Origin of the sequence: Bradyrhizobium lablabi, assembly GCF_900141755.1 — a bacterium.
Classification (GTDB): Bacteria; Pseudomonadota; Alphaproteobacteria; order Rhizobiales; family Xanthobacteraceae; genus Bradyrhizobium; species Bradyrhizobium lablabi_A.
In genome coordinates this window covers 5,413,321-5,435,243 of record NZ_LT670844.1, presented here as the reverse complement: position 1 = coordinate 5,435,243, position 21,923 = coordinate 5,413,321, and the positions used below count along the sequence as shown (strand labels likewise).

Sequence of the window (21,923 nt, the reverse complement as noted above, 5' to 3'; positions counted from 1 at the left end):
AAGGATGTCTCGTTATGACGCACACTGCGCGCTCGCTCGCTGGTTCTGGGACGCCGCGGACGCAGCTTCTTTCGATTCAGTATTTGCGAGGCCTGGCGGCGCTCAGCGTGCTGGCCACGCACGCGTTGCAGTGGCCGCTCGCCGAAATCAACATGGGCTTGCTGAAAACCGGCAGGTTGGGCGTCGATGTATTCTTCGTCATCAGCGGCTTTATCATAACGACAATTGCCGGCGACGGCCGGTTCAATCCGAAGGAATTCCTGATCCGGCGCGCCTTCCGGATCGTACCTGCGTATTGGGCGGCAACTTTATTGATCACAATTCTTGCGGTTGCCATACCGTCGCAGTTCAGGACCACCATTCCCACAATCGAGGGCCTGGTGAAGTCGTTGCTGTTCATGCCTTCGCTTGAACCAAAGGCGCCTTTGTTGCTCCTGGGCTGGACCCTTAATTTTGAAGTGTTCTTTTATCTGCTGTTCGCGAGCCTGTTCTTCCTGGGATCCACGGCGCGAATCCTGGTTTTGCTCGCAATCTTCGCCTGCCTGGTTGCAATCGGTCAATTTGTCACGGGGCTCAGCTATGTCGAAGCGATCTACACAAGTCCGAGCCTGATCGGATTTAGTTTCGGAACCATTTTGGCGCAGGTGTATCGACACCCATCATTCGCGCATCTTGGCCAACGACTGCGCTGGGCGGCGATCGCCGCGCAGTGTGTCCTCCTGGTCGCGTTCTACGTGGTGGATTGGGGCGGTGCCGAGGAGATCGCGCTTTGGAAGCATCTCCTGATGTCGCTGACCGCTTTGAACATCGTGTTGCTCGGGCTCAATTACGAAGCCGCGGGCCGGATCGCCTACAGCAGACTATTCAAGTATATCGGCGATATTTCGTATTCAGTTTACCTGTTCCACTTATTTTCCGTCGGAGCGATTTGGGCTGTAGCAAAGCGGCCGTTTGATATCCATCAGCCGCCTGCCTATTTGATGTGCGCTACGCTTGTCATTTTGGTGGGCCTCGCATCCGGAGCCGTCTGCCATCATTTCATCGAAAGACCGTTCTTGACCGGCGGCCCAAGGCGAAGCCGTGCGGTGCCGGCAACCTAATGCGATGGAGCCAGGATGAAGTCCGGTCCGGATGATCTCGCGATCCATCAAAAAATCCAGATTTCCCGCCGCACGGCGGGACTTCTGCTCGGCTCTTGTCTCGTCAGGCCCGCCAAGGTCCTAGCTTCAGCCGACCCTTTGACAAACAAAATTGTTGTCCGATCGCAGCTATCCGCTGGAGATCCGGGACGCCTGATGAATGTTTTCGCCAAGGCGTACCGGGGAGAGCCGATCACGCTTGGTGTCATCGGCGGATCGATAACGGTCGGAGCTTTCGCGACCACTAAGGAAAACAGTTACGCGGGCCGCCTGCTCACCTGGTGGCGACAACAGTTCCCTCGGTGCGAAGTCCGCATGGTCAACGCCGGCGTTGGCGGCACCGGCTCGATGTATGGCGCATTGCGCGCCGGCAAGGATTTGCTTTCAAACACGCCGGATTTCGTCGTCATAGAATTCGCCGTCAACGACAACTGGACCGACGGAGAAGCCTTCGAGGGCCTTGTGCGCCAGATTCTCGCCCAGCCCAACCTGCCGGCAGTCCTGCTGCTTTTCATGATGTGGGAAAAGGGCGGCAATGACCAGGAAATGCAGGCCAACGTCGGCGCGCATTACCAGCTGCCGATGGTGAGCTTCCGCGACGCGCTTTGGCCGGAAATGGCGGCCGGTCGCCTCAACTGGTCCGACTATATCGTGGATACCGTTCACCCCACGGATGCCGGCCACGCCGCGGCCGCGCGCTTCATAACCGCCATGTGCAATAACGCACGGCATGCGGACCTTGCCGGCCGGTCCGGTGCCACAAGCTCCCTGCCGTCTCCGCTCCATTCAGATGCGTTCGAACATATAGACTGGCGCGATGCGGCGGCTCTCGATCCCCATGAAAATCAAGGCTGGCACCTGGATTTCGACGACAAGGGCGTTGCTGCATGGAATGCCGCTGCGGCCGCGGGACGGATCGCATTTGACTGGTCAGGTACCGGACTTGTCGCTGTTTTTGCCGACCCGCTACTCGACCCTCGCCGCATTCGATTCCGCATCGACGGGGCATCGTTTCAAACGCTCGATACTCTGAAGCAGCCGAAACGCCCGATCCTTGTCCTCGCCCAGGACCTCACACCGGGGCGCCACATCGTCGAGCTTGTTGATGATGACGGAGGCAGCGGCCGCGCGGCAGGTCAACAAGTCAGGCTGATTGGCATTGCAGGCATCGGCCTGAAGGATGATTGGCGCCGATAAAGGCTGGATCCGGCCGCGCCGCGAAGGTCCGCGATCCTCAAGCGGCTTTCGGCTCTCGCGTCAGCCGAAACCGCGCCAGGTAATGCAGGCCAAAAACGCCGATCAGAAAAGTGAACCAGATCGGGTCGGCGCGATCGAGCAGGAAGCTCTCCATTGAAGACAGATAGATGCCGAATAGCCAGATCCGGAGAAATAGTTTCGCCAGAGGCTCGTCATTGCCAAATCGCATTGCAGCCGAGAAATTCCTAAGCGGCGCGACGACGAAAATAATCACGATCAGAGCCAAGCCAGGATATCCCATGGTCAAGGCACTATCGAGGTAGCCGTTATGGCTGTGGGAGGCGAAGGCGGTCCATTCGATCTGATCGTTTTGAACCAGGCTTTCGATGGCGTCGGTCCCCCAAAACGCGGCAAAGCCATAACCAAGCAAGGGATGCAAGGCGAGCGAGGAGATCGCAAACGCCCAGATATCTGTACGGCCGGTGAAGGTCGCGTCGAACGGCAATAGTTTCGCAACGGCAGCAAACCGCTCGCTGAATACCGAGCCCACCGTCAGCAGATTTAAACAGAGCAGCGGCAGAAAGCACAAACACGCGCGAACCAGTATATTTTTTATCGCAGCGACCATGGCGCTGAGAACGAGGGCGCCAACGCACACGGCCATTGCGCTCTTTCCTCCCGTCGATATCAGGAAGAAGGCTGCAAGCGATGCGATCAGGACGCCCGAAATAATGGCTCGCCGGCTTGCAAGATACAGTCCGACAAAGACGAGCATGGCCATGATCGAAGCGGCGACATTCTTGTGTCCGTAGGGGCCGCGCCAATCGCCGGCAAGCTGGGATTCCGACGTATCGCTTGCGAGGTGTATCGATAGCGAGGGCGCCAAAATGACGCCGAGGTAGCACACGGCCAAGAATATCAGCACAGCCGCGCTCAACCAGAGATCCAGCTCAGTCTGGGAATCGGGCAGCAGGAGCAAGGATGCTGCCAGCGCGATTGCGCTGGCGGTAAGAATTAGACGCTGGGACGATATTTCGAAGTCGTGTGAAAAGACGGTGTTGATGCACATCCAGCAACACAGCAACAGGCACATCGGCGTTAGCAGGCTGCGAAAGGCCTGTGCGTGCCGAAATGCCGTCAGCATCAAAACAGCCACGGAAAGTATTCCGAGTGTTATGTAGGTCGTGGCCAGCTTGCCTTTTTCTCCGTCGCCAATCGTGGGATCGCCGAGGTCGGGGAACGGCCGAAGCGATACCCAAAGAATTAAAACTGTGGCGATAAAGCCTATGCACCGCGCCACGCGAAGCGCGTCGACGCGTCCAAAAGGATCCACGATCGCCGGAAATTGCAAAGATGATAGCGGCTTATTCACTTTGGCCTCTTGAGGCCGGCAGCCAGGAAACGCTGCGGCGACCGGAGCTGGCGGCGTCCGCGCGTCCAGCGATGGAGAAGTGACCGATTCGAAGAACAAGTCTTGGCGGGCATCACGTACTACCGTTTCCAAGTTAACGTCTTTCTAACTATTTGCGTCTGGTGCGGCCGCTGAAGCTCGAATCCACCGGCAGCATTTTTGTGATTTCGGCGAAACCTTCAACGGCCGCAGTGTAATCCACGACAGCAGAAGAGCCCCGACGAACGTCGCGCCGCGGACGATGTCCATCACTTGCCGACGGCGCAATTCGCCAAATGAGGGCGTCGACGCCCGACGTGGTGGTGGGCTGGCTCACGAGCCGATCTTCGAGGCTTCGTAAGGTTGCGGCTCGATGCCGACGGTCGCCAGCACGCTGCCGACCGCGACCGTCATCGGATGCATTGCCAAGACCGCCCTGTGCTCGCTGAAAACCAGTCGCCCAGCTCGAAACAGCGAAAATGGCAGCAACGCAAACGTCTTGGCGATCAGTCTGGTCCGCGACCAGACCGTCCGCGCCGCCTTGCGCTGGATATGATAATTGATCGCACCGATCCGCAGACCCCGCCGCGCGAGCCACCCGATATTGGTCCGGCTGTTCGGCACGGTCTCGATGATGACCGCCTCCGCCGCCCAGTGAAATCGGAAGCCGGCACGGCGGCAACGGGTGAAGAAATCATAGTCGCCGCCGCCAAGAAAATTGAATCGCAGATCGAACGCGGGGTTGCCAAGCCTTGCAAATACCGCGCGCGTAATCAGGCAATTGCCGCAACCGTAAATCACCGGTACCGGGCCAGAGACTTCATAGGCCGGATAAAACGCTGGATGGCGGCGAAATCTTTGCTTGCGCTCGTCATCGAAATTCGGAAATACCGGGCCTCCGATCACGTCGGCTCCGGTCGCCTCGACCGCGCGCAGCATCAGCTCCAGCCAGTCCTGTGCGGCGATCTCGTCGTCGTCAATCATCAGAAATTTGGTTGCCGTAGGGAACGTGGCCAGTGCGGTCTCGAATGCGGCGTTGATCGCGTGGCAATTGCCCTGCCGCGGCTCGACCACGCAGAGGCCTGCGAGTTTGCCGGCCCGAAGGAACCCGGTAGCGACCGGCACACCCTCGCACCTCGACGCGTCGTTCTCGACTATCACGACGGCGAAGCGGCGATCGGTGCGCTGATGGACGAGCGACTCCAGCGTCAGCCGCAAATGCTGTGGCCGACGGAAGCTCGGAATGCAGACCACAACCCCGATCGAAGGATCAAGCGAGGGCGACGCCGCCACCACGGCGCGGCGGGCCTGCCTTGGCGCAAATTCGGACACTCCGGACAGCGCAGTCGAACCGGAAACGCCCTGTGCCGCCGCCATTGCCGCGCCAACAGGAAAATCACACCGGGAATCTGCCTCTATCGACATGCGTGCACCTGACTCCGCCCCTCGACTCCAACGATACCGCAGCGACACAGCAATATTTGGTCCAGAGAGATGCGTTGCTGCGGCGATTTTTGGCTACGGTTAACGCTATTGAGTTAACCGAAATGAAACCATGGCGCGTGGCGATCGAGGTCACATCGCTCACTGCCTCATACTGCCAAGGCGATTTGTTATGAGGCATTTGAAACAGCGATGTCGCGACCCGGCGTCCCATTCCTGGAACCCGGGTGTCAGGCATCCATCGTGACTTCAAATCTCGAGCACAGCTCGACGAACCGGCGCAGGCAGTTGGCCGTCATCTATCGATCGGCCGCGGGTTATTAGGGTTAACAGCCGGTCACGGCCGTCAGCAGGTGCATTTCCTGAGCGGTGGCGCGCAATTTGCTGTGCTTGATGCAAGCTATCGTGCAAATCGCGACGCATGCGAAACAACTTGCTGGCAGCGGCAGCGGATCGAGCAAACAACGGAGACACATTGTGAAAGCGCGAGACTTCATCTCACTGGGCGCCAAGCATGTCCGCAATGCCTTGTCGGAAGAACTTTATTTGCGAACCGGTCGTGACGTTACTCGTCCGGCGGCCATATTCGCGGAAGTCATAGAGCGGTGCAATTACAAGTGTCGTTACTGCGACTATTGGAGGCGCCCGAACTATCGGGATGAGATGTCCATCGCCGAATGGCAGCGGGCGCTCCTGAGTTTGAAGGAGTTTATCGGCGCATATCACGTGGAATTCGCGGGTGGCGAACCTTATCTGAAAAAGGGCTTCATAGACCTCGTTCGATTTTGCCGGGATAACGACATCCATTGGGGCGTGACCACAAACGGCGGAGCCTATCACAACAAGAAAATCGTCGCGCAAACGGTGCAGGCAAATCCTTTCAACATAAACATCTCGATCGACTCGATGGATCCGAAGATCCATGATTATTCGCGTGGTGTGGAAAACTCGCTGACCGATATCGTGCAAGGCATCCGCAATATCTCCGATATGAGACGATCCGAAGGATTGGAGTTTCCGATCATCATTAAACCCGTCGTCCATAAGCTTAATTTTCGCCGCCTGCCGGAGATGGTTGAGTGGATACAAGAAATCGGCGCCACCGCACTCAGTTTTCAACCCGTCGAAATGGGAACGTCGGAGGTTGAAGACGAATTGTGGATTGGGGAGGATGAGATGGAAGATCTCATCGCCGTTCGTGACGAATTACTGCGACTGAAGGGCGGCGGGGCACCTATCCTGAATGGCGAAGCGGTGCTCAATGCCTGGCCAAACCATTTTCGGCGGGAGAAAGCGCCGCCGGAGGTCATGCCGTGCCGGATTGGCATGCGAAATTATTTCATTCGCTCAGATGGCCGCCTGGAGGTTTGCTGGTTCTTCAAGCCCATCGGGAACGTTCGAACTCAAACCGCGCGCGAAATCTGGTATGGCGAGGAAGCCCGCACGCGGCGTAAAGAGACCGTTGCCTGTGACAAACTCTGCTTGTTCACTTGCCTGTCGCAACGAACGCTGACCGATAAATTAAAGATGGGCCTGACATTGATGGCCGGAAACCAGTCGAATTAGGTTTCTCGAGTGATCCTGGTATTGCACGGCTGCCTGCTGCTGGAGGCTAACCGGCAGAGGCCGCACTTCTCGCAGCATCAACGCCCAAAAAGCTTTCTGAACAGCTTCTGAGACTTGGGAAACCGGTTGTTGTCGATTTGTGTCGGCCATAATCCATCCACGTCAAAATACGCCGCATAAGCGATATTCTCTGCGTTATTCAAGAACCACTCGTGCATCTGCTGAATGAAAAAAGGGTTGTCGCCGAAATTGCCGACTCCCCACTCGGGGTAGCTCATGCGTTTGGCATGCAAGGCGGAAAAATCCCGTTGCCACTGCAGACCAAACGGTGCCTTCAAATAATAAGTGTCCCACCGCTGTTGCGGCGAACCGTCCTGTTTGAAATCGTACACGTCGAGACCGACGTAATCGACGACGTCGTCGCCCGGGTAGGCGAGATCGGCGGCGAGTTGTTGCGGTCCCCACCCCGGACACCAGTCGTATTTGAAGTGGCTCGAGTATCGCCTGAATATTCCGATCACGCGCCGGTAGGCCCGGATGTAGTCGGCCTCCTGGCCGCCGGCAAACCATGCGGAGTCGGCGATGTTCATTTCCCAGCCCAGACGAATGATGGCCGTTGGCTGCGCCTCGGAAATCGCCCGGGCCGCCGCTTCAAATTCGGCGTCGTGTAAGCCGTTCGCGACATCCGCAAGAGAGGTTCCTTTCACCGTCAGCGGCACCGACCAAACAACGTTTCGCTTCGGGTTCAGCTTTTTCCAGATGCCCGGAACCCAATTCAATTTGAAAAAATCCTCCCATGTCGGCCCGCCGTAAAAGTCAACGCCGGGCACGGACGACGGCTCCTGCCGCAGCCACTTTTCCCATATCTGCAAGGAATGTTCGCGGCCGTCGGGCCCCCAGTTTACGAATGCGCCGGCAAGCTTTGAGGAATTTGAGAAGGCGCGCGGGGCGACCAGTGTCTCGCCGTGGGCTGAAAGGATTCCGCTCAGAGCCAACGTCACGAGAACGACGGCCAGCCGTTTCGTGAGCCCCCGATCGCGACGACTGGCACAGATGTTTCGGCCCAAAAGAGAATTGCGCGCTGTTGCAAAAACGGACACACCGGACAATCCGGCTGTGCCGAAACGAGCAGGCACGACGGGCTTCGGCCTCCTGACAAGAAAACCACGCTGGAAATCCCACCCTATTGTCACGCACGCACGCCTTTCGCCGACGAGATTGGGGATATTTGGCGGGCTGCTGCAACATCCGGTCCAGAGTGATACCGCGCACCAACGGTGTGCTCATGATGGTTACCGCGGGCAAATCGATAGCCTGTTGCAAATGCGGACATGGCGGACGGTCCGCCGTGCCGGAAACACGCGCCTGAAGCAGTCCGGCAGTGCAGCGTGCACCACTGTGGCAGCGGTGTGGATATGCGGGATGGTTACCGAGCCGGCCAATTAACCAACTTCAAACTGCCGCTGCAGGTCCGGAGCGGTTCGGCACCGATCTTGCTGTTTCGCTACCTAAGGAAACGACCGACTCGAAAACCGATGGCCAATGTCACCGCCAAAGAGACCCACAAGATGAATCACGTGGCGCTGTTAACCCCAACTTACGGGCGCGATCTCGAGCTGTGCAGTCTGCTCTGCGAGAGTGTCGACCGTCATGTCGGCGCGTTTTCCAGGCATTATCTGCTGGTCCCGGATTGTGATTTACCGCTGTTCTCTCACCTTGCGAGCGAGCGCAGAAGCGTACTTCCGGCATCACAGTTCCTCCCCAAATGGTTGCGGCCGCTGCCTCGCTTCGTTCAGCGCAAGCGGCGCCAATATTGGTGGTCATTTCGAACGAAGCCGGTCAACGGCTGGCATGTGCAGCAGTTCCTCAAGATCGCCGCGGCCATCGCGCTGCCTCACAAGCGATATTGCATCCTGGATTCCGACGTCGTTTTCTTCCGGAATTTTGACATTTCGCGGTTTGAATATCCAAATTCTTTCCCGCTGCTGAACATGCCGAACCAGGTCACATCCAGCCACCTCAGTCATTCGCATTGGGTCGAGACAACCCATCAAATGCTTGGATTAACGACACCGCCGCTGCCGGCGTCCGATTTCATCGGCCACATCATTTTTTGGGACCAAGAGACGACGCGCGCGATGGTCTCGCGCATCGAAGCCGTGACGGGCCTCGATTGGGTCGAAGCCTTGTGCCGGACCCAACAGTTTTCCGAATACATGCTCTACGGCTATTTCGCCGAGAGCGACGCTCACCTTTCGGGCAGGCACAGCCCCACTTCGCGCACGCCATGCGTCAGCTATTGGGATCAGCCGAGGCTTAGCCGACGCGAATTGAACGCGCTGCTTCGCCGTGCGGATAAGGATGACGTCGCTTTCTCCGTGACATCCTTCTCCGGCACGCCGGTCGAGACGATCCGGGCCGTGATCGAGGAAACTGCCGCTGTCGGTGCCCCGATCACCTTCCCCAGTGAAGCCGCGGGGCTCGCCGCGATATGCTGATCGGGCAGGCCAGCATCAATCTATCCGCCAATATCCTCTCCGCATTGCTGGGGCTATTGAGCGTGTTCGCGTTCACGCGGCTGTTTTCGCCACACGATTACGGCACCTATCTGCTTGGCGTCGGATTTGCGTCGGTTGTCAGCGTCTTCCTGGTTGGCTGGTTTCGAAATCTTATCCTGAGCGGGCACGCCAAGGATGACGGCACCGACATTCGAGGCCTCGTGATTACGGGGTATTTCATCAGCTGCCTCAGCGCGCCCATCGCCTACGGACTGGGACGCCTGCTCGGCCTGGCCCCCTCGGCGGCATTGACGGCCGTCGTGCTTTCGGTTGCGATCGGCCTGTTCGAACTCACCCAGGATCTGGTTCGCGCGCGGCTTATGGCGCTCGCGGCGATGAAGGCCACACTGGTTCGCGCAGCTTCGGTACTTTGCCTCGGCGTCGTCGTTGCCCTTCTCAGTCCGACAGGCTTTCTGCTGCTGCTTTCGTCGGCGCTTGCCTGTCTGCTCGCAGTATTCGTCCAGTCGCGGGCCGCGTGGCGGGGAACAATTGTCAAATTCGACGTGTCAGCGCTTTCGGCGGCGGCAAGGCAAGGCCTGCCGCTCACGCTGTCCCTCACGTTACTCGCTGTCTCCAGCGTTACCGATCGGTTCGTGATCGCCAATCTCATCGGCGCCGCAGATGCCGGAAAGTATGTCGCAGGCCTCGACCTGGTCCGGCAGACGCTGATGATACCGGCGATGAGCGCGGCCGCGGCGTTCTTTCCGCTCGCCGTGAAAATTCACGCAAGTCAGGGAAATGCGGCCGTGCGATCGCATCTCGCCGAATGCGTCGAGCTGTTGCTCTCTATTACGCTGCCGGCTTGCCTGGGGTTTGCTGTCATTTCCGGGCATGTCGCCAATGTCATCCTCGGACCCGACTTCCGGGAGGTGGCGACACAGACCATGCCGGTTGTCGCGGTCGCCGTGGTGTTCCAGGTCCTGACCCAGCAATACCTGCATGCGAGCTTTCTGCTGTCGGGACGCAATGCGCTTTACCTGATCAATACCGCTTCGATCATCGTGGCCAATCTGACGCTTTCCTACGTCCTGGTCAGCGACTACGGCACCATCGGCGCCGCGTGGGCCCGGCTGGGCGCCGACGCCATCGGATTTGTCTGCGCGCTGATGCTCAGCCGCTTCGCGTTTCCGGTTCCCCTTCCCCTCGGCCGGCTCGCGCTGACGATGATTGCGGGATTGGTCATGGCGCTGGCCGTCAGAACCATCGACGTCAACTTGCATGTTTCGCATCTTGCCGCATGCGCTGTCCTGGTCGGAACGGGACTGGCCATCTACGCGGCGATGTGCTGGCTGCTCGACATCTCCCGGACCCGCGGGCGTTTGAAACTCGGTTTCGCGCTTTTCAGAGCCAAGCTTGCAAACATCAGCACCGGATAAAAACCAGTGATTAAAGCAGTTACGATCGCTCTCGCTCGCGCCGCTCTTGCCGATGTTGCGGCCGGGGTGTGTGCTAAGGCCGCCGAAGCGCAAACCAATAACAGATGGTTAATTTTCTATCCGTATGGCGTCGCCGGGCGACCGGGCCGCGACGGCCATACGCCGCCGTTCACGTTTAACAACTCTCGGGCGGTACCCAGACCGAAAATCCCGGTTCCGGGCATCGCGGAGGCGTCGTTATGCGCGGGCGCTTAAACGCTTTTTTTGCCATTTCGGTGAATAGTCCCTCACTGAGTATGGTTAATTTTTCCTGTTGCGTTTGTTCCGCGCTTATCCCTGGCGCGCGTGGCGTAAGGCAAAGAGTAACCCCTCAGCCGATGCGTGCGGCAGTTCGAATGGAAGCTGGGGCCGATGCTTGTCTATGACGAACCGATAGGCCGGACCAAACCAGACCGGCAGGCGCCGCGAACTCCTGCAGGTTTTAGCCTGCTGGAGCTCGCCCGCTTGTTGTGGCAGCGGCGGATCGCGATCGCGGCGGCTGCAGTGATTTGCGCCTGCGCCGCGGTTGCCATCGGCAAGACACTGAGCCCCAAATATACCGCGACCGCGCAGCTCTATGTCGATCCCCGCGAATTGCAGCTGGTCGATCGCGAGCTCACGCCACGCTCCCAGGACACCTCCGGTCTCGCGATGGTGGTCGAAAGCCAGGCCCGCCTGATCACCTCGAACAGCGTGCTTCTGCAGGTGATCCAGGATACCCATATCGACAAGGATCCCGAGTTCGGCGGTGAATCCAAAGGCGTCCTGGCGTCCCTGCTCGGCCTGATCGGGCCCGAGCTCCGTTCGACCGGCGAAGCGAAATCCGGCGAGACCGCGGCGCTCGAAGCCCTGAACCGCCATATCAATGTCAAAAAGACCGACCGCAGCTTCATCGTCGATATCGATGTCTGGTCGTACGACCCGGTCAAGGCGGCGATGCTCGCGAACGCGCTCTCCAACGCATATCTAACGGAATCGAAACACTCGCAGGCGACCGCCGCGCGGCGCGCGACGACCGATCTGTCGGGCCGGCTCAAGGAATTGCAGCAGCGGCTTCGCAACGCCGAAAACGTGCTCGCAACCTACAAGGCGCAGAATGATTTCGTCGGCACCCAGGACACCCTGATCAGCGACCAGCAGCTTTCCGCCAGCAACCAGCGGCTTGCGGCGGCGCGCGCGCTGACGCTCGACGCCCAGGCCAAATACGACCAGATCGAATCAAGCCGCCGCGCGGCAACCGATGCCGGCGCCATTCCCGAGGCGCTGCAGTCTCAGACCATCGCCAATCTGCGCGCGCAATATGCCGAGGCGCGCAAGCGCTATGCCGAGCTCACCGCCGAGTTAGGGCCGCTGCATCCCTCGCTGCGCCAGATGGAGAAGCAGGTCGAGGACCTGCGCCGCACCATCAACGAAGAAGTCGATCGCTTCGCGCAATCGGCCAAGAATGACCTGACTCGCGCCCGCGATTACGAAGCTTCTCTGAACAAGGCGCTGGAAGCGCAGAAACGCCAGAGCGTCCAGCTCAGCCAGGCCTCGGTGCGGCTGCGCGAGCTCGAGCGCGACGTCGAGGCCAGCCGCGATGTCTATCAGTCCTTTCTCAAGCGCTCGCGCGAGACCGAAGAGCAGGAAAGCCTCAACACCTCGAGCGCGCGCGTGATCGGCGAGGCCACCGTGCCGCAGCGTCGCACCTTCCCGCCGCCGATGAGCCTCATCGCCATGATCGGCTTCGTGCTCGGCGCACTGGCTGCAGCAGCCTGGGTGGTCGCGGCCGATCGGCTGCCGCCGGATGCAAGCGACCCGCAACCGGTCCGTTCCGAAACCGGACCATCGCCATCGAAGACGCCGCCCGGAAATCAACCACGCCAGCCCGCACCCGTCGCGGCAATCGAAAAGCCCTTGATCGCCCGGCTTCACGAGTCCGATGTGGTGCGGACCTTGAGCGGAATCCTCAAAGCCGGCGGCATGCCCGATGTCACGCAGTTGGGCTGGCCGACACTGCGCGCCGGCTTCCCGATGACGACCTTCCTCAACGCCATGCGCGAGATGCGCGCCACGCTCTTGAAGCATTCGCCCGCCAAGGCCATGCCGGTGATGGCCATGATCGGCTCCGGCGCCGGCAAGGACCGCAGCATCGCCGTGATGAACGTCGCGCTCGCCGCCGCCCGCGATGGCGCCAGGGTGTTGATGATCGACGCCGATCACGTCACCCACGCACTCTCCGATAAGATCAATCGCGTCGGCAGGAGCGAACCGAGCCGCCTGAGCTGGCTCAGCATCGGCAGCAAGGCGTCGCGCGCGATCAACACCTCAAACGGAATCTCGATCCTGCCCGATATCGATGGGACCGACGCCAAGGCGAGCGAGGCCATCCATAAGGCGATCGCGCAGGCGCGCGCCAGCGGCGGCTACGATCTCGTGATCCTCGATGGACCGGCGATGCCCTGGAGCGCCGCCAGCCGCAAGCTGATCGATATCGCGGACGGCATCGTCGCGATCCTGCCGGTCAGCCTCGACATCAATGACTGCATGGAAGACATCATCGCCGCCCTCGGCGGCGCCGAGCGCAAGCTGATCGGGGTCGTGCTCAACGAACTCACCCCGGCTTCTGTCAACCGCAAGCGGGACAGACAATATGCTTGAGCGCCGCGCAAATCCGGTCGGCAGAGCCGCGACGGCTCGCGTTCCTCGAATTTCGCTCGGGGGCCTGCGGCTCGCCGTGCTCGACATCGAGCAGACCGCGAATTTCATGATCGAGATGGTTTTCCCGAAACGCCGGGTGAACCGGCCGCTTTACCTGACCTCGGCCAACGGCGAGGTGCTGGCGCGCTGTTCGACCGAGCCCATGACCGGACTGCTGTTTCGCGCCGCCGACCTCATTAATGCCGACGGCCAGCCGCTGGTCACGGTGTCGCGGCTGAAATCATCGACGCCGCTGCCGGAACGCGTCGCCACCACCGACCTGTTTCACGTCGTCGCCCGCAAGGCCGCCGACGCCGGCCTGACCTTCTACATGTTCGGCGCCGATGAAGCGGAAAATGCCGCAGCCGTCGCCAATGTCCGGAAAATGTACCCCAACTTGCGGATCGTCGGCCGTTCGCACGGCTATCTCAGGGGCCGGGCGTTGCGGGACAAGGTCGAGGAGATCAACGCGCTGGCGCCCGACTATCTGTGGGTGGCGCTCGGCGTGCCCTACGAGCAGGCTTTTGTCGAAGAATTCACGCCGGACCTCTCGAATGTCGGCGTCATCAAGACCGCGGGTGGGCTGTTCAATTTCCTGTCGGGCAGCCGGACCCGGGCGCCGCGCTGGATGCAGAATGTCGGGCTCGAATGGGTCTGGCGAATTTGGCTCGAGCCGCGCCGGCTGTTCTGGCGCTATCTCACCACCAACCCGCGCGCGCTCTATCTGCTGTTCAACAAGAGCCGGTCCTCCGGCACCGATCGGACGCCGCGAGGCTGACACTGCAAGATCGAGTTTGGGTCCCGGCTCTGCGGTGCACCACAAAGCGCGCTGCACCGCGTCCGGGACACGAGGCAACCTACAGCGGCTTGATCTGCACCTTGCGGAATTTGACCACGCCGGAACCGTATTGCAGGGCGATCGGACCACCGAGATGCGTCGAGTCCCGCACGTCGGCGGTCTTCTGGCCGTTGAGCACGATCACGAGATGCGGCCCCTGCGCCGTGATCTCGTAGGTGTTCCACTTGCCCGCGGCCTTCGGCATCGGATCGACCTTGGCGACGCCGACGATCGCGCCGGTGCCATAACTCGGGTCCGGCCGCTTGTCGAAAATGTTGACCTCGTAGCAGATCTTGGCATCGATTTTCTTCGACTGGTCGCAGCGGAGGAAAACGCCGCTATTGGCTTCTTCGTCGGTCCAGAATTCGGCCCTGATCTGGAAGTCCTTGTAGGAGACCTTGCTGACGAGGTAAGCGGGGTCCTTGCCTTCCAATAATTTGTCGGCGGTGAGCGCGCCGTCCTGCATCGCCCAATTGGCTTTGCCGACCTCGTCCCAATCGCCCATCTTGTTGCTGTCGACGAGCGTGACCCACCCGCCTTCACTCTGACCGGAGGCCGGGTTGGAAAACTGGAAAGCGGCGGTTCCGATCAATAGTCCGGCGGCGAGCATCGTCAGGCGGTGGTGCATAACAAATTCCTCCATTTTATTTTTGTTGGGCGAACCGAAGATAGCAAACCGCGCCGCAATGGAAACGGCTTTTCGCGGCCATCGGTTGCGTTCTGCGCGGGTCTTGCTTGCAGTGCATGCACGCCCGCATCTTGCTTCGCGGGAGTGCCGACGGTTAGCATGGGCGACATAACAATAATGAAGAGATGGACTGGCGCGGCACTCAGGCCATCCCTCAGCGGAGGAAACCATGACAATCCCCACCCGGCGTTGGCGTTATCTCGCGATCCCGCTATTTCTCGCCACCACCTTAAGCCTTTGTTCCGCGGCCGAACTCAATCCCGCCGCGGTGATCTACAAATTGCCGGACCAGATCCCCTGGAGTGCCGTCGATGCCCGCGGCGCGCAAAATGCCGTCGTTGTTGGTGATCCCAATAAGCCCGGATTTTATGTCGTCTACACCAAATGGACCAAGGGCAACCATTTCAGCCGGCCGCACTTCCATCCCAACGACCGTTATATTGTCGTGCTCCAGGGGACATGGTGGGTGGGCTCGGGACCGAAATTCGATCCAGCCACCACCACACCAATGCCAGCCGGAAGCTTTGTCACCCATTTCGGCAAGCAGGTGCACTGGGACGGCGCCAAGGATGAAGACGCCGTTCTCCTGATCATGGGCGAAGGGCCGGCGACGTCAACGCTGGTGGCAGAAGAAAAATAGACCGCTCCGCGGCGCCTGTGGCGGGCGCACGCTATCGCCATAGCTGCGCTTGTTCGAGGCCCATATGGTTGGTTTCATGCGGCCGCCCTGCGAGGCCGGCGTCATCCGCGCGACACCGGCTGTTCCGGCTGCGCTGTCGCAAAAGCGCAAGCACCTGACACTGGCGGCGACGATCCTCGGATCGAGCATGGCGTTCATCGACGGCTCGGTCGTGAATATCGCCTTGCCTGATATCCAGCGGGCGCTGCATGCGGACGCGGCATCGACGCAATGGATCGTCAACGCGTACCTCTTGCTGCTCGGCGCTCTCGTGCTGGTCGGCGGCTCGGCCGCCGATCTTTACGGCCGCCGGCGGATTTTTCTTCTCGGCGTCGCGGTCTTCACCACGGCCTCGGTTGCGTGCGGCCTTTCGCCTGACATCACCGTGCTCGTCTTAAGCCGCGCGGTGCAGGGTTTCGGCGCCGCTCTGCTGACGCCGGCCAGTCTTGCGATGTTGGGGGCGACCTTCGACCAGCACGAGCGCAGCCACGCGATCGGAATATGGGCGGGCGTCGGCGCGTTGACATCGGCGGCGGGTCCCGTACTTGGCGGCTGGCTGGTCGATCATATCTCCTGGCGCGCGATCTTTTTGCTCAACGTGCCGCTGGCGATCGCCGCGGCCGGCCTTGCGGCCGGCTTTGCCTGCGAGAGCCGCGACGACAAGGCAAATCCGCTCGACTGGCGAGGCGCGATTGCAATCGCCATCGGCCTTGCCGCCATCACCTGGGGACTTGGCGCAATTCCGGGGTCGGGATTTCATGACAAGGCCGTGCTCGGCGCGCTCGGAGCGGGAACCGCATTCCTTGCACTATTCGTCGCGATCGAAGCCCGCTTGGGCGAAAGGGCGATGATGCCGCTGTCGCTGTTCCGTTCACGCAATTTTTCCGGCGCCAATGCGCTGACGCTATTGCTCTACTTCGCGCTCGGCGGCGCGCTGTATTATCTGCCGTTCGGCCTGATCCGGCTCGGCGGCTATTCCGCGACGCAGGCCGGCGCCGCGTTGCTGCCGTTTGCTCTGATCATGGGATTCGGCGCATCGTTTGCGGGCACGCTAGCCGACCGTTTCGGGCCGCGTCTTTCGCTGACCGTCGGCCCCATCATCGCCGCCTGCGGCTTGACCCTGCTGGCTTTTGCAGACTTCAGCGCCCCCTATTGGATCAGCGTATTGCCTGCGATCGCGGTGCTCGCCGTCGGCATGACCATCACCGTTCCGCCCTTGACGTCAACGGTGATGGCGGCCGTGGGCGAAGCCCGGGCCGGCATTGCTTCCGGCGTCAACAACGCGGTCGCCCGGGTGGCTGGCCTTCTTGCGGTCGCGACGCTCGGCGCGGTGCTGTTTGCGAGCTTTTCACATCATCTGGCCGGGATCGTGGCCACGCAGGCCAACGATGCGTTGAACGCGGTGATGGCCGGACAGGCCGGCGTCAATGAAGGCGCCATCGCCGCATTCGACCGCGCCCTGCGCACGGTGATGCTGGTGACGGCACTCTGCGCCGCGCTCGGCGGCGTTGCCGGCTGGTTTTGGATCCGGCCGGAAGCGGCGCGCTGACACGCAGGGTCCATGCATCGCATTGGCGAAAGTTACGATGGCGCGTATAACCGACCATGTGGAGGAACCGATGCATCAGGCAGCAAACGCGCAATTCGAGCGCGTGGTGCGCGAATTCGCACAATGGCGCGCGGTTCCGGAGTCTGTGCGATCACCGGCTCCCGCATGGTGGTGGGGCCCGGCGTTCGACGTGCTCGGCGTACAGCAACCGATGCCGGCGGTGTGGTGCGCACGCCTGGAATTGCCGGAGGGCTCAACCTTCGCCGATGGCGCGGAGGTGTTTCTCAAATCCCTCGCCGATCAGACATCGCTGCCCTGGCCTGGGGAATTTCCGGGCAGCGCCAAACATTCCGATCCTGCCTAGCGCCCCCTATTGCGCGGCACTCTTCAGGATCGATCGCGAGGCGGATGGCTCGGGCACCTCGCCTGCCGCGGGCTGCAGCGGCGGGGCAACAAGCACCGGGGCAGCGCGCAGCAGGTCGGCCATTTGTTGCGGCGTAACCGGCTTGCTGTACAGATAGCCCTGCATTTCATCGCAGGCATGATCGCGCAGGAACGCTTCCTGCGCCGAGGTTTCCACGCCTTCGGCGACGACCGTCATCCCGAGTGCCTTGCCCATGCTGATGATCGCCTGGGCGATGGCGCGGTCCTCGGAATCCTGCGGCAGATCGCGAACAAAGGAACGGTCGATCTTGATGGTGTCGATCGGGAACTGCTTCATCAGCGACATCGAGGAATAGCCGGTGCCAAAATCGTCGATCGCAAGACGAATGCCGCGGCTCTGGATGGCGTCCAGCACCTTGATCGCCCGCGAAACATTGCGCACCACCATGCTCTCGGTGACCTCGAGCTGCAGCAGCACCGGCGACATGCCGCTCGCCGCCAGCGCCTCGTCGATATCCTGCAGCAGGCGCTCGTCGGCGAACTGCCGCGGTGACAGATTGACCGCCATCGACACCGGGCGCAACCCGCGGCGCTGCCAGGCCATGTTCTGCGCGCACGCTTCCTTCAGCACCCAGCGGCCGATCGGCACGATCAGCCCGGTTTCTTCGGCGAGCGGGATGAACTGCATCGGCGGCAATACGCCGAGCTCGGGATGGGTCCAGCGCAACAGCGCCTCGACGCCGGTGATCTGCCCTGTCGCCATATCGACCTTCGGCTGATAGTGCAGGGCGAACTGATCGCGCTCCAGCGCATGGCGGAGCGCGGTTTCCAGCGTCAGGCGCTCGATCGACTGGGTCTTGATCTCCTTGGTGAAGAAGCGGAAGCCGTTCTTGCCGTCTTCCTTGGCGAGATACATCGCCATGTCGGCGTTCTTGGTCAGCGTCTGCACGTCAGTGCCGTTCGACGGGTACATCGCGATGCCGATGCTGGCCGTGGTGTGGCATTCGTGGCCGCTCAATTGCAGCGGCTGGCTCAGCATGGACAATAAATGGCGGGCAATGTTCTCGACGTCGTCGCTTTCCGCGGTCTCCTCGAGAATGACGACGAATTCGTCGCCGCCGAGCCGCGCCACGACGTCGCTTGCACGCAAGGCGTTACGCAGCCTGTTGGCGGTTTCCACCAATAAAATATCGCCGGCATCATGCCCGAGCGAGTCGTTGATGACCTTGAACCGATCGAGATCGATAAACAGCACCGCAAACTGCCGCTGGTGGCGGTGCGCCGCCTCGATCGCATGGTGCAGGAGCTCGTTGAACATGTCCCGATTGGGCAGATTGGTCAGGCTGTCATGCGACGCAAGATATTCGATGCGCTCGTCGGCCTTGGTTTTCTCATCGGCGCGGTCGAAGTTCTCGAGCGCGAAAGAAACATTGTCCGCCAGCCTTTGCAGCAGTTCGACGAATTCGGGCTTAAAGGTGTCTCTTTCCGAAGACATATAAATCATGACGCCGACGGCCTGCCCGCGAATCAGCAACGGAAAGGCGGCACCCGAATTTGCGCCATCGCGACGGATGATGGCATGGAAAGCACTAACTCGGGGGTCGGCCATATAATCATTGCTGATGCAGGGCTGCCGCGTCCGGTACGCGGTGCCGGCGAGCCCGCGCCCCTCGGGACGATCGGCGTCGATCGAAAGCCTGACGTTCCGCGTTGTTTCCGCGGTCGGTCCGGCCGCGGCCACGATGGCAAGAAGATCGCTGCCGGGATCGGCCAACGCGATGGTCGTTGAGGTGAATTTGCCGCCGCCCGATGCGGCCTGGCACACCAGCTCGAACAGCTCCGCCCTCGACTTCGCTCGCATGATCGCTTCGTTGGTCGCGCTCAGCGCCGCGAACATTCGCGTCAGCCGCTGCTTCTGCTCCTCGGCCCTCGCCTTTTCGTCCACACGGTCGAAATTATCGAGTGCAAACGAGACGTTCTCCGCGACGCGTTGCAACAGCCCGATCAATTCGGGGCTGAAGGCGCCGAGCTCGCTGGAGAGGTACACCAGGGCGCCGATGGCCTTGCCGTCCTTCAACAGCGGCAATGCCGCGCCCGATCGGGTGCCGCTATCCCGAACGACATCGTGGAAATGCGATTCGGTTCCGTAGTCGGCCAGATAGTCGTTGCTGATGCACGGCAACCGCCTGCGCAAGGCCGTCCCGGTGATGCCCTGCCCCTCGGGGCGCGTGGCATCGGCCGACAACTGCACCGCTCTTGCCCGCACCCGATCCGGTCCGGCGGATGCGACATTTTCCAGAAATTCTGCGTCCGGCCGCTCCAGCGCGATTGCCGTGGAGGTGAAATTCCCGCCGACGACCGTTGCCTCGCACACCAGTTCGAACAGCTCGGTCCGCGACTTGGCCCGCATGATCGCTTCATTGGTCGCGCCCAGAGCCGCAAACATCCGCGTCAAGCGTTGCTTCTGCTCCTCGGTCTTGGCCTTTTCCTCGGCGCGATCGAAATTGTCCAGTGCGAAGGAAACGTTCTCTGCCAGCCGGGCCAAGAGCTCCACCACATCGTCGGTGAAGGCGCCTTCGTCCGGTGAAAGAAACAGCAGCACGCCGATGGCCTCGTTGCCGTTTTTCAGCAACGGGAAGCTTGCGCCGGAGCGTGTCCCGTCTTCCCTAGCAAGATGATGCCAATGAACGGTCCGCGGATCGGACAGGAAGTCGTTCATGATGCAGGGTTGTCGGGTCCGGAAAGAGGTTCCGGACAGCCCCCGGCCTTCGGGGTTTTCAGCCGAGGTGGCGAAGCGGTGGTTTTTCATCCGCTCGTAATTCAAGCCTTTGGTCGCGGCAATCCGAAGATACTCGCTATCGGGTTCGACAAGCGCGATAGTCGCGGAGGCGAACACCCCGCCCAAAACGGCGGCCTGGCACACCAGCTCGAACAGCTGCGCCCGCGTCTTGACCCGCATGATCGCTTCGTTGGTCGCGCTGAGCGCCTCGAACATCCCGGCCAGGCGATCCTTTTGTCGCTCGGCCCTGGCCTTTTCGTCGGTTCGATCGAAATTCCCGAGCGCGAACGAGACATTTTCCGCGAGCCGCTGCAGCAGTTCGACGAGTTCGGGCGTGAAGGTCCCCAACTCGGGCGAATGAAAAATCAGCACGCCCGCCGCGCGATCGCCATTGAGCAACGGCAAGACCGCTGACGATCTGACCCCGCTTCGGATCGCATTGTCGTGCCACGGCCTGGTACGTTCGTCGGCCAGAAAGTCGTTGCTGACGCAAGGCCGCCGGGTACGGAACGCCGTCCCGGTCAACCCGCGTCCTTGCGGGAGCGCTTCCGTAATCGCAAATTCCGACCGCCTCATCTCGTCCGCGCCGGGTCCGGTCGACGCGACAACATGGAGATGCAACGAATTGGGTTCGGCCAGTGCGACGGTGGTGGAGACAAACTTCGCGCCATGCAGCGCCGCCTCGCAGACCAGATCGAACAGCTCGGTACGCGACTTGGCCCGCATGATGGCTTCGTTGGTTGCGCTCAGCGCCGCGAACATGCGCGCCAGCCGTTCCTTCTGTTCATCAGCTTTTGCCTTTTCCGCTTCGCGCTCGAAATTATCCAGCGCGAACGAGATATTCTCCGCCATGCGCTCGAGCAGCGCGACGATCGGGTCGGTCAGCGAGCCGACGTCGCGCCTGGTGACCAAGAGAACGCCGACGCTGCGGCCGTTGCAGGTCAGCGGCAGCGCCGCCGCCGCGCCGACATGCTCCTTGGCCGCGCCCGTCCGCCAGGCCAGCGACCGCGTATCGTTCAGGTAATCATTGCTGATGCTCAGGCGTTGGTCGCGAAAGGCTTGTCCGCAAACGCCCGAGCCCTCGGGGGTGTTGGCGAAAATCGAAATATCGATCGCCTGCAGCCGTTTGAGATCGTCGCCGAAGCCGGCTGCAAGCCGGAGCATGACGGTGCCCGGTTCCAGCAAAAACACAGCCGTCGCCAGGAAGTCCCCGCTGGAAAACGCGGCTTCACAGACTTTTTCGTATAGCTCCTCAGGCGATTTTGCATACAGGATCGCTTCGTTGGTCGCACTCAACGCCGCAAACGTACGCGCGATATTCGTCTCCAAGCCATCAGCTCCCAGTGGCTGCCATTGCTCGTCCCAAGGGAGGTTTATGCGAGGAAGAGGCCTAAATGGGCGTTATTAGGGGCGATAAGTTGTGAGTCAGAGTAAACGGCATACCAATAATTTCGCCGGAAAAGCGGATAAAACCCGGCTCGATCTGACCTTGGCCGTGGCGGAGTCCGTCCGGCGGCGGGCAGGCGCCGATCCCCGCCCATTGTGTCGCCACTGAGCCAAGAATTTAGCCAGAGGTCATTGCTATCGGGCCACCGCTTTGAGACCATGGCTTGAGACAA

Annotated in this window: 15 protein-coding genes; 10 read left to right on the top strand and 5 right to left on the bottom strand. The window is 60.9% G+C overall.

Annotated features, from left to right (window positions below; translation table 11 throughout):
* Nucleotides 1-14 precede the first annotated feature (14 nt).
* Both B5526_RS25370 and B5526_RS25365 read left to right on the top strand, forming a co-directional pair.
* A complete protein-coding gene (locus B5526_RS25370) occupies nucleotides 15-1,100 on the top strand; it encodes an acyltransferase family protein (RefSeq protein ID WP_079542577.1) in 1,086 nt (361 codons plus the stop codon).
* A 15-nt stretch (nucleotides 1,101-1,115) separates the two neighbouring features.
* A complete protein-coding gene (locus B5526_RS25365; protein WP_079542576.1) occupies nucleotides 1,116-2,336 on the top strand; it encodes an SGNH/GDSL hydrolase family protein in 1,221 nt (406 codons plus the stop codon).
* A 37-nt stretch (nucleotides 2,337-2,373) separates the two neighbouring features.
* Here B5526_RS25365 and B5526_RS25360 read toward each other — a convergent pair whose 3' ends face one another.
* Together B5526_RS25360 and B5526_RS25355 are read right to left on the bottom strand one after the other, a co-directional pair.
* On the bottom strand, nucleotides 2,374-3,840 hold the full coding sequence (locus B5526_RS25360) for an O-antigen ligase family protein (protein ID WP_154071454.1): 1,467 nt from the start codon (nucleotides 3,838-3,840) through the stop codon (nucleotides 2,374-2,376).
* 219 nt (nucleotides 3,841-4,059) lie between these two features.
* Nucleotides 4,060-5,103, bottom strand: a complete 1,044-nt coding sequence (locus tag B5526_RS25355) for a glycosyltransferase family 2 protein (protein ID WP_079542574.1) — start codon at nucleotides 5,101-5,103, stop codon at nucleotides 4,060-4,062.
* 459 nt (nucleotides 5,104-5,562) lie between these two features.
* Here B5526_RS25355 and B5526_RS25350 point away from each other — a divergent pair, with 459 nt between their 5' ends.
* Nucleotides 5,563-6,735 (top strand): radical SAM protein, encoded by a 1,173-nt coding sequence (locus B5526_RS25350; protein WP_079545343.1) that lies wholly within the window; start codon nucleotides 5,563-5,565, stop codon nucleotides 6,733-6,735.
* Nucleotides 6,736-6,812: 77 nt separating this feature from the next.
* Here B5526_RS25350 and B5526_RS25345 read toward each other — a convergent pair whose 3' ends face one another.
* Complete coding sequence (locus tag B5526_RS25345) at nucleotides 6,813-7,871, bottom strand: glycoside hydrolase family 26 protein (RefSeq protein WP_154071453.1); 1,059 nt, start codon at nucleotides 7,869-7,871, stop codon at nucleotides 6,813-6,815.
* A gap of 195 nt (nucleotides 7,872-8,066) precedes the next feature.
* Here B5526_RS25345 and B5526_RS25340 point away from each other — a divergent pair, with 195 nt between their 5' ends.
* The 4 genes from B5526_RS25340 (at nucleotide 8,067) to B5526_RS25325 (ending at nucleotide 14,165) form a co-directional block, all read left to right on the top strand.
* Nucleotides 8,067-9,233, top strand: coding sequence for a DUF6492 family protein (locus B5526_RS25340; RefSeq protein ID WP_154071452.1), 1,167 nt, complete (start codon nucleotides 8,067-8,069; stop codon nucleotides 9,231-9,233).
* Nucleotides 9,227-10,669, top strand: coding sequence for a polysaccharide biosynthesis C-terminal domain-containing protein (locus tag B5526_RS25335; RefSeq protein WP_079542571.1), 1,443 nt, complete (start codon nucleotides 9,227-9,229; stop codon nucleotides 10,667-10,669). The genes B5526_RS25340 and B5526_RS25335 overlap by 7 nt, the downstream gene beginning before the upstream one ends.
* 411 nt (nucleotides 10,670-11,080) lie before the next feature.
* The gene (locus tag B5526_RS25330; RefSeq protein WP_079542570.1) at nucleotides 11,081-13,348 is read left to right on the top strand and encodes an exopolysaccharide transport family protein; all 2,268 of its coding nucleotides are present in this window, start codon (nucleotides 11,081-11,083) and stop codon (nucleotides 13,346-13,348) included.
* Nucleotides 13,341-14,165, top strand: coding sequence for a WecB/TagA/CpsF family glycosyltransferase (locus B5526_RS25325; RefSeq protein WP_079542569.1), 825 nt, complete (start codon nucleotides 13,341-13,343; stop codon nucleotides 14,163-14,165). Before B5526_RS25330 ends, B5526_RS25325 begins: the two co-directional genes overlap by 8 nt.
* A 79-nt stretch (nucleotides 14,166-14,244) precedes the next feature.
* Here B5526_RS25325 and B5526_RS25320 read toward each other — a convergent pair whose 3' ends face one another.
* Entirely contained in the window at nucleotides 14,245-14,853 is a 609-nt protein-coding gene (locus tag B5526_RS25320; RefSeq protein WP_154071451.1) for a 3-keto-disaccharide hydrolase, read from the bottom strand.
* A 229-nt stretch (nucleotides 14,854-15,082) separates the two neighbouring features.
* Between B5526_RS25320 and B5526_RS25315 the strand changes: the two genes are divergently transcribed.
* From B5526_RS25315 to B5526_RS25305, 3 genes are all read left to right on the top strand, one after another.
* Nucleotides 15,083-15,553 carry a cupin domain-containing protein gene (locus tag B5526_RS25315; RefSeq protein ID WP_079542567.1) on the top strand — a complete coding sequence of 157 codons (471 nt, stop codon included), beginning with the start codon at nucleotides 15,083-15,085 and terminating at the stop codon, nucleotides 15,551-15,553.
* Nucleotides 15,554-15,617: 64 nt separating this feature from the next.
* Nucleotides 15,618-17,141, top strand: a complete 1,524-nt coding sequence (locus B5526_RS25310) for an MFS transporter (RefSeq protein ID WP_079542566.1) — start codon at nucleotides 15,618-15,620, stop codon at nucleotides 17,139-17,141.
* A gap of 70 nt (nucleotides 17,142-17,211) precedes the next feature.
* Complete coding sequence (locus B5526_RS25305; protein ID WP_154071450.1) at nucleotides 17,212-17,505, top strand: hypothetical protein; 294 nt, start codon at nucleotides 17,212-17,214, stop codon at nucleotides 17,503-17,505.
* Between the two features lie 6 nt (nucleotides 17,506-17,511).
* On the opposite strand, the gene B5526_RS25300 is transcribed toward B5526_RS25305, so the two are convergent.
* The gene (locus B5526_RS25300) at nucleotides 17,512-21,633 is read right to left on the bottom strand and encodes a sensor domain-containing phosphodiesterase (protein WP_079542564.1); all 4,122 of its coding nucleotides are present in this window, start codon (nucleotides 21,631-21,633) and stop codon (nucleotides 17,512-17,514) included.
* Nucleotides 21,634-21,923 lie beyond the last annotated feature (290 nt).